General features: G+C 73.7%; 5 protein-coding genes. 4 read left to right on the top strand and 1 reads right to left on the bottom strand.

The window, feature by feature from the left end; all coding sequences use genetic code 11:
• Nucleotides 1–674 (bottom strand): hypothetical protein (locus NBZ83_RS26975; RefSeq protein WP_261576041.1); only part of this gene is annotated, 674 nt, incomplete at its 3' end.
• 571 nt (nt 675–1,245) lie between these two features.
• Between NBZ83_RS26975 and NBZ83_RS26970 the strand changes: the two genes are divergently transcribed.
• The 4 genes from NBZ83_RS26970 to NBZ83_RS26955 are packed head-to-tail and all read left to right on the top strand — an operon-like array spanning nt 1,246 to nt 8,419.
• Complete coding sequence (locus tag NBZ83_RS26970; RefSeq protein ID WP_261576040.1) at nt 1,246–3,708, top strand: CaiB/BaiF CoA-transferase family protein; 2,463 nt, start codon at nt 1,246–1,248, stop codon at nt 3,706–3,708.
• A gap of 12 nt (nt 3,709–3,720) precedes the next feature.
• On the top strand, nt 3,721–6,093 hold the full coding sequence (locus tag NBZ83_RS26965) for an acetyl-CoA acetyltransferase (RefSeq protein WP_261576039.1): 2,373 nt from the start codon (nt 3,721–3,723) through the stop codon (nt 6,091–6,093).
• A gap of 50 nt (nt 6,094–6,143) precedes the next feature.
• A complete protein-coding gene (locus NBZ83_RS26960; RefSeq protein ID WP_261570886.1) occupies nt 6,144–7,547 on the top strand; it encodes an aldehyde dehydrogenase family protein in 1,404 nt (467 codons plus the stop codon).
• Nucleotides 7,535–8,419: an NAD-dependent epimerase/dehydratase family protein gene (locus NBZ83_RS26955; protein WP_261570885.1), complete on the top strand. Its 885-nt coding sequence runs from the start codon at nt 7,535–7,537 to the stop codon at nt 8,417–8,419. The genes NBZ83_RS26960 and NBZ83_RS26955 overlap by 13 nt, the downstream gene beginning before the upstream one ends.
• Nucleotides 8,420–8,457: the final 38 nt, after the last annotated feature.

Below are 8,457 nucleotides of genomic sequence, written 5' to 3'. Positions count from 1 at the left end.
CGCCCGCCCTGCCGGTTGGCGTGATCCGCGACGGCCTGCGCGGCGCCGTCCGCGAGCTCGGGCGGCCCGATCCGCTCCGCCCCGCAGGCCAGCCCGACCGGCCCCGCGACCAGCGCGCCGACGCGGAGGAACTCGACCGCGAGCCCGACCGTCGCCCCGGGCGAGCTGGAGCCCCCGAAGCCCCCGGCACGACCACTGATGATGGCGTTCCCAGCGGCGGTGCCGTCGATGACGGCGGTCCCGGCTATCTGGCCGGTTCCGCGGAGAGCATGCCCGGCAGACCAGCCACCGGCGCCGATGTTCCCCGTCCGGGCGGTTGCCGCCCGGCTCTCCCCGATCGGGGGTCCCACCCGCGGGGTGTGCCTGGCAAGGGAGCCCCCGACCGGGTCCGTCCCGACCCGCGCCGCCGCGGCGGCGCGCCGGGCCGCTGCCAGCTCCACGATCGCGAGCTCACCGGCGAGGTGCGCGACTCGTCGCCAGTTGCCCGGCCCGTACCAGGTCGGCGAGACCGCGAACGACAGGGCCACGTGTGGCGCCTGCGCGCCGACGAGGTGGGTGCAGGCGACGGTGTCGCCGGGCAGGTCCAACACCTCGATCAGACGGTGGATGAGCAGGTCGGCGTCGCGCAGGCAGGCGCAGCCGGCATCGACACCGACGATGAGCGGCCCGGTCATCGCGCGGGCACCGGCACCGCGCGGGGGCGGCCGACAGGCGCCACGGTGTCGGACCGCGGCGACCGGCGGACCGGTGCGGCTGACCCCGGATTCCGACGCCCGCCGTGACGAACCGCCCGGTGTTCGTGATCCCCCATGTCGTTCCCTTCGATGACCGCAGCGCCGCACGTGAGCATCCGACGCGCCGAGCAGAGGGTGGCAGCGCCGGGTGAACGTCCGGCCAACAACAGAGGGCAGGGTAGTTGTGACCACCACCTTTCTAGCCAGAAAACGGGAATTTGACTGGCCCTGTAGCCCATCCCGGCTATGACAATGAGGCCGTTCATAGTCGTCTTGCCATTTGGTCAGTGGCCCCGCGGATTCCGCCGGCCGGCGGGGGACCACCATCGGGCGGCAGGCCGGACGGGCGACAGTGCGTCTGTTGGCACGGCCGATCGGCACGCAACGCAATGGCGTCGCCGTAGCACCGGGTGTTCGCTGGAACCGGCCGGCACGGGAGGACGCGCGCACTGACCCCCGCCCAGCCGGGACGCCGCGCCGCGGCTCCCACCGCCACGGCGAAAGGAGTCCGATGACCAGCCGAACTGGGCCCCCCGGCGTGGAATTGCCGCTGGCGGGGGTGCGGGTGCTGGATCTGGCGGACGGCCGCTGCGAGTCGACCGGCCGCTACCTCGCCGACCTCGGCGCCGAGGTGCTGCGGATAGAACCACCGGGCGGCGCGGCCTCGCGGCGGGCGGGGCCGTTCACCGACGACGGGACGAGCCTGTCGTTCGCGATCCACTCGATCAACAAGCGCGGCGCGGTGGTGGACCTCGCCACGGCGGCGGGCCGGGATCGGCTATACGCGCTGGCGGCGAGCGCGGACATCCTGCTGCACACCGCCCGTCCGGACCAGCAGGTCGCACGCGGCCTCGACCCGCAGGGACTGCTCGCCGCCCACCCGGGCCTCGTCGTCGTCTCCATCACCGACTTCGGGCTGACGGGTCCCTACCGGGACTGGGCGGGCAGCAGCGACGTGCACGTGGCGATCGGCGGGCTGTTGTCCCGTTCGGGACTGCCCGGTATGCCGCCGCTGCTGCCGCCGCAGTTCCTGGCCGACGAGTGCGCCGCCGCGCAGGCCGCCTGGGCCGCCCTGGTCGCATATGCCAACCGGCTGGAAACGGGGCGCGGCGACGTCGTCGACTTCTCGGTGCTCGAGGCGGTCGCCCAGGTCCTCGACCCGGGCTACGGCATCTCGGGCAGCGCCCGCGCAGGGGCGACGGTGCGTGACCTCCCGCGGGGGCGCCCGGACGCCCGCCACCTTTACCCGATCTTCCGCGCGGCCGACGGCTGGGTGCGGATCTGTGTCCTCGCCGCACGGCAGTGGCAGGGGATGTTCCGCTGGCTCGGCGAGCCGGCGCAGTTCGCCGATGCGAAGTACGACAACCTCGGCGCCCGCTTCGCCGCCGCCGGCGAGCTCTACCCACTGATCGGGAAACTGTTCGCCGAGCGCACCCGGAAGACGATCGTCGCCGAGTCGATCGGGTTCGGCGTGCCCGCGGCCGCCCTGCTCGACGCCGCCGGCGTGGTGGCCGGCGAGCACTTCCGCGAACGGCGGACCTTCGTGCCCGTCGAGGTCGCCCCGGGGGTGGCGGTGCCCGTAACCGACGGTCTGGTGGAGATCGACGGCATCCGCGCCGGCCGGCGGCACGGTCCCCCGGCACTCGGCGAGTACGACCCCGCGGTCCTCGCCACCGCCACCATCCCGGGGCCAGGTCCTGGGTGGACGGGCGGTGCGGGCGACCCTGGCGGTGCGGCGGCGGCTGCGCGCCATCCGTTCGCCGGACTGCGGGTGCTCGACCTCGGGGTGATCGTCGTCGGGGCGGAGCTGGGCCGGCTGTTCGCCGATCACGGCGCCGAGGTGATCAAGGTCGAGAACCGGGCGTTCCCGGACGGCTCGCGGCAGAATCGCAACGGCGCGCAGATCAGCGAGAGCTTCGCCTGGGGCCACCGCAACAAGTCGAGCCTGGGGCTGAACCTGCGCGACCCGCGCGGCCGGGAGATCTTCCTGCGGCTGGTCGCGACCGCGGACGTGGTGCTGTCGAACTTCCGCCCGGGCACCATGGCATCGCTCGGACTCGGCTATGACGAGCTCGCCCAGGTGAACCCGGGGATCATCGTCGCCGACAGCAGTGCGTTCGGTTCGACCGGCCCGTGGAGCCGCCGCCTCGGCTACGGGCCGCTGGTGCGGGCCACGGCGGGCCTCAGCGAGCTGTGGCGCTACCCGGACCTCCCGGACGGGTTCTGCGACGCGATCACGATCTACCCCGATCATGTCGCCGCCCGGGTCAGCGCGGTGGCGGTGCTGGCACTGCTGCTGCGCCGGCGGCGCACCGCCCGCGGCGGCACGGTGAGCGTCGCCCAGATCGAGACGATCTTCTACCAGATGGGAGCCGGGCTCGCCGAGGAGTATCTGCGGCCGGGCTCGGTCCACGCCCAGGGCAATGACCGGCGCGGCGACGCCCCGCGCGGCCTGTTCGCCTGCGCCGGGGACGACGAGTGGTGCGTCATCGACGTCCGCGGTGACGAGGCCTTCCGCCGGCTCGCCGGCGTCGTGGGTCAGTCGGCGTGGCGCGACGATCCCCGGTTCGCCACCGCGGCGGGCCGCGACGCCCACCGGGGGGAGATCAACGCCGAGGTGGGCCGCTGGACCGCCGGGCTCGCCCCGGAGCAGGCTGCCCGCCGGCTGCAGGAGCACGGCGTGGCCGCCGGGAAGATGCTGCGGGTGCACGAGCTGCCGGCCGACCCGCAGCTCGCCGCGCGCCGTTTCCTGGTCGAACAGAGCCAGCCGCAGCTCCCGCCGCCGCTGCTGACCCTGGGCGGTGAGGCCCACTACCGGGGCGTCGCCGACCCGCTCACCGGCCCGGCCCCGCTGGTCGCGGAGCACACCCGCGAGCTGGCCGAGCGCGTGCTCGGCCTGTCCCCCGCCGAGGTGGACGAGTTGGTCGGCGCGGGCGTGCTCGAAGCGCCGCGAACCACCCTGCCCGTGCCGTGATCAGGAGAACACTTGAGCGCCCTCAACGCCCTCAACGCCCTCGATCCCGCGACGCCGGTGCTGATCGGTGTCGGCCAGTACGCCGAGCAGCCCGGCCGGCCCGGCTACGCGCGGTTGTCCGCGGTGGAGCTGGCGGCGGCGGCAGCGCGGCGAGCGGTCGCCGATGCCGGCATCGATCCGGCCGCGATCGACACGGTGGCGGGGGTTCGCCAGTTCGAGATCTCCGGCGCGCGGGCGAAGGCCCCGCTGGGCCGGTCGGACAACTACCCCCGCTCGGTCGCCGCCCGCATCGGCGCGGAGCCGGCGCGGGCCGTGCTGGAGGTCGTCGGCGGCCAGTCGCCGCAGCACCTCGTCAACGAGTTCGCCGCGGCGATCGCGACCGGCGCCGGGCCCGAGGTGGTGCTGCTGTTCGGCTCGGAGGCGATCTCCACCACCCGGGCGCTCGCGGACGCCCCCGACCGGCCCGACTTCACCGAGCACGTCGGCGGCCAGCTCGACGACCGCGGCTACGGGCTGGCCGGGCTCAGCTCCCGCTACCACGCCGCCCACGGCCTGCTCGGCGCGCCGAGCCAGTACGCGCTGTTCGAGAACGCCCGGCGCGCGAGGCTGAAGCTGTCCCGCGCCGACTACGCCCTCGCCATGGGCGAGCTGTTCGCCCCCTTCACGAAGGTCGCCGCCGCCAACCCCTACGCCGCCGCACCGGTCGAGCGCGACGCCACAGAGCTCGCCACCATCACCGAACGCAACCGGATGATCGCCGATCCGTTCCCGCGGTTCGTCGTCGCCCGCGACCAGGTCAACCAGGGTGCCGCCGTCCTGCTCACCTCGGTCGGCACCGCCCGCCGCCTCGGCGTCCCCGCCCAGCGGTGGGTCTTCCTGCCCGGCCACGCCGACCTGCGCGAACGTGACCTGCTGGAGCGAGCCGATCTCTCGGCCAGCCCCGCCGCGGTGATGGCCGTCCGCCACGCCCTCGACGTCGCCGGCCTCACCCTCGACCAGATCAGCACCTTCGACCTGTACAGCTGCTTCCCGATCGCCGTTTTCAACCTCTGCGACGGCCTCGGCCTCGCCCCCGACGACCCCCGCGGCCTCACCCTCACCGGCGGCCTGCCGTTCTTCGGCGGCGCCGGCAACAACTACTCCATGCACGCCATCGCCGAGACCGTCACCCGACTGCGCACCACCGGCGGCCACGGCCTCGTCGGCGCCAACGGCGGCTCGCTGTCGAAGTACTCCGTCGGTATCTACTCGACCACCCCGGCGCCCTGGCGGCCCGACGACAGCGCCACCCTCCAGGCGGAGATCGACTCCTGGGCGCCGGTCGAGGTGGCGACGCGCGCCGACGGCTGGGCGACGATCGAGACGTTCACCATCACCCACGGCCGCGACGGAGGCCGCACCGGCATCGTCGTCGGCCGCCTCGACCACGACGGCCGACGCTTCCTCGCCACCACCATCCGCGGTGACACCGACCTGCTCGACCTGCTCGCCGGCGAGTCCCCGTTCGGCGAGCGGATCTTCGTGCGCGCCACCGCCACCGGCAACCGGGCGGCGCTGCGCCGGACCGCACTGGACGCCCGGCTACCCGCCCGGGCCCCCGGTTTCCGCGACGGCTACGAACACATCCTCATCCGCCGCGACGGTCACCTCCTCGAGGTCACCATCAACCGGCCCGACGCCCGCAACGCGCTGCACCCCCCGGCCAACCATGAACTCGACGAGGTCTTCGACGCCTACTTCGCCGACCCCGACCTGTGGGTCGCGATCATCACCGGCGCCGGGGACACCGCGTTCAGCGCCGGCAACGACCTGATCTGGACGGCCAGCGGCAAACGCGGCTCCGTGCCGCTGGCCGGCTTCGCCGGGCTCACCGGCCGCCGCGACCTGACCAAGCCGGTCATCGCCGCCGTCAACGGCTACGCCCTCGGCGGCGGCTGCGAGATCGCGCTCGCCTGCCACCTCGTCGTCGCCGACACCACCGCCCAGTTCGCCCTCAGCGAGGTCCGCGTCGGCCTCGTCGCCGGCGCCGGCGGCCTGGTCCGCCTCCCCCGGGCGCTGCCACCGAAGCTCGCCACCGAGATGATCCTCACCGGCCGCCGCCTCGACGCCACCGAGGCCCACGCCCACGGCCTGGTCAACCGGGTCGTCCCCGCCGGCACCGCCCTCGACGGCGCCCGCGCCCTCGCCGCCGAGATCCTCGCCGGCTCACCGACGTCCGTACGCGTCTCACTGCAGATCATGAACGAGACCGCCAGGATCCCAGACCCCCACGACGCCGTCGCCCACGACTCCCCCGCCCTCGACGACCTCCTGCTCAGCGAGGACATGCACGAAGGCCTGACTGCCTTCGCCGAGAAACGCACTCCCCACTGGCACAATCGCTGACCCCGACCGGCCGCCCACGGCCGGGTCCGCCGGCCCTCGCGAGGAGAACCTTGAGCACTGAGACCGAAAAGACGCCCGACAGCACCGACGCCGAGAAGGTCTTCGACGCGCAGCGCCGGCACCGCTGGGTCACGAAGACGTCGACCGTCGAGGAGCGGATCCGGCATCTCACCCGGCTGCGGGCGGCGATCACCGATCATCTCGACGAGATCCGGGCCGCGCTGCACGCCGACCTGCTGCGCCCGCCGCGCCCGCGGGTCCCGGCCGAGGTGGCGGCGGTGCTCGCCGACATCGACGACGCCGTCGCCCACCTCGCCGAGTGGGCGGCGCCCACCCCGCTGACCCCGCCGCCGTACCTCGGCGCCGGGGCCGAGGAGTTCGTGCAGTACGAGGCCCGTGGGGTCTGCCTGCTGTTCGCCCCGTGGAACTTCCCGTTCGGCCTGCTGTTCCAGCCACTGGTACCGATCATCGCGGCCGGGAACACCGCGATCGTCAAGCCGAACGAGCTCGCCCCGGCCACCTCCGCGGTCAGCGCGCGGATCATCCGGGAGGTCTTCGCCCCGGAGCACGTCGCCGTGTTCACCGGTGGGGTGGAACTGGCGAACGCACTGCTGGAGCTGCCCGTCGACCACATCTTCTTCACCGGCAGCCCCGCGGTGGGGCGAGTGGTGATGGCCGGTGCCGCCCGCCATCTCGCCTCGGTCACCCTCGAACTCGGCGGGAAGTGCCCGGCGATCGTCGACGGGACCACCGACCTCGCGACGGCCGCGGCCCAGATCGCGCAGGCCAAGCACAGCAACGCCGGGCAGATCTGCCTGTCCCCCGACTACCTGCTGATCCGCGACGAGGCCCGCGACGAGTTCCTCGGCCACTACCTGGCCTGGATCGAGCAGAACCTGTACTCGGACGGGAAGCTCGCGCCCGAGGCGCTCGGAAAGATTATAAATCGGCGCAACCTGGACCGGCTGACCGGCTATCTCGACGACGCGGTCGCCCGCGGCGCGAGGCTGGTCGACAACGGGGTGCCGGATACCGGCGGGCACATCCTGCCGCCCGCGGTGCTGCTGGACGTGCCCGCGGACGCCCGGATCCTGACCGAGGAGATCTTCGGACCGATCCTGCCCGTGCTGACCTTCGCCGACCCGGCGCAGGTCGTCGAGCACGTCCGCGCGGGCGGCAAGCCGCTGGCGATCTACGTCTACAGCGACGACCGCGGCCTGGTCGACGCGGTGCTGGGGGGCACGTCGTCCGGCGGGGTCACCGTCAACGGCTGGGCGCTGCACTTCGTCGACAGTCAGCTCCCCTTCGGGGGCGTCGGCACCAGCGGAATGGGCCGCTATCACGGCGTGCATGGATTCCGGGAGCTCTCCCACGCCCGGTCGGTGTTCCTCGCCGCCGGACAGACCAGCAGGCAGACGGCAAGCAGGCGTCAGGAGCGGCCATGCGAGTCCTGATCACCGGATCCCGTGGGAAGATCGGTTCCCGCGTCGTCGCGCGCCTGGGCGCCGACGGCCACCAGATCACCGGGACCGACATCGTCGCCGCCCACTACGGCCCGCCGTTCGACCCCTACCTGCGCGCCGACCTCACCGACTACGGGCAGGCCATCGCCGTCGTCCTGCGCACCCGCCCCGACGTCGTCATCCACACCGCCGGCATCCCCGAGCCCTCCCACGACCCCGGGCACGTCATCTTCGCGACCAATACCCAGTCGACGTACAACATCGCCGAGGCGGTCGCCCGCACCCGCGTGCCCCGCCTGATCTACACCTCCAGCGAGACCGCCCCCGGTTTCGTCACCGCCGAACGACCGTGCCTGCCCGACTACCTGCCCGTCGACGAGGACCACCCGCTGCGCCCCCAGGACGCCTACGGCCTGTCCAAGGCCCTCGGGGAGAACATCTGCGACGCCCTGGTCCGCCGCAGCGACGCCACCGCCGTCTCCGTGCGCCCCAGCCTCGTGCTCACCCCCGACGCCTACGAGGCCGTCCACGCCGGCGTCGCCGCCAATCCGCGCCGGGGCGCGTTCAACCAGTGGTCCTACGTCGACGCCGACGACCTCGCCGAGCTGATCGCCCTGGCCGCGACCGCCGACACCCCCGGCCACGAGGTCGTCTACGCCGCCCAGCCGGACAACATCGCCGGCCGCCCGCTCGCCGAGCTCACCGCCGAGGTGTTCGGCGCGGACGCTCCACCGCTGCGGGAGCTGGACCGCCCCGACGCCGGCGGGATCTCCATCGCCAGGGCCCGCGCCCTGTTCGGGTGGAAACCCGAACGTTCCTGGCGCGACCACGTCACCGCCAACGCCAACGCCAACGGCGGCTGACCCACCGACACGAGCCGCCCGACCCCGCCGACCCACCT

The sequence above is a fragment of the Frankia gtarii genome, assembly GCF_025403375.1.
GTDB classification, from domain to species: domain Bacteria; phylum Actinomycetota; class Actinomycetes; order Frankiales; family Frankiaceae; genus Frankia; species Frankia gtarii.
This window is presented reverse-complemented; position numbering and strand designations above follow the sequence as displayed.

Coding starts and splice junctions, on each gene's coding strand:
- NBZ83_RS26970 (WP_261576040.1), top strand. CDS start 1,246: ATGACCAGCCGAACTGGGCCCCCCGGCGTGGAATTGCCGCTGGCGGGG.
- NBZ83_RS26955 (WP_261570885.1), top strand. CDS start 7,535: ATGCGAGTCCTGATCACCGGATCCCGTGGGAAGATCGGTTCCCGCGTC.